Annotated in this window: 1 protein-coding gene; it reads right to left on the bottom strand. The window is 51.8% G+C overall.

Annotation, left to right across the window (positions count from 1 at the left end):
• Positions 1-419: methyl-accepting chemotaxis protein (locus E3E42_RS11765; RefSeq protein ID WP_240913704.1), on the bottom strand; the 419-nt coding region annotated here is incomplete at both ends.

Below are 419 nucleotides of genomic sequence, written 5' to 3'. Positions count from 1 at the left end.
TCTCAAAGCCTTCTCGACCTCATCCTGCGTGCGAATAATCTGCTCTTTTACTTCGCCCATCCTGCCACTGGCATCCTGGAGGAGGTCAGCGATGTTTGTCAAGTAGTTGGTGGTCTCCCTAAGGGTTTCAGCACTCTCTCCAACCACGGTGACACCGCGTCTCGTACTGTCAACAGCATCCCTAATCTCAGCCGTAATCTGATCGATAATGTTCTTAATGTTGTCCGCGGCCTGCTTGCTCTCCTCTGCGAGTTTGCGAATCTCTTGAGCAACGACAGCAAAACCTCTGCCAGCCTCGCCGGCTCTCGCGGCCTCAATAGCCGCGTTCAAGGCAAGTAAATTCGTCTGCTCGGCAATGTTGGTGATCACGTTAGTGATTTCTTCAATACTTCTGCTCATCTCTGCAACCTTGGTTACGG

Source organism: Thermococcus sp. JdF3 (genome assembly GCF_012027495.1).
Taxonomy (GTDB): Archaea; Methanobacteriota_B; Thermococci; order Thermococcales; family Thermococcaceae; genus Thermococcus.
Note: the sequence above shows the minus strand (reverse complement) of the source record. Positions and strands in the feature narration are given on the sequence as shown.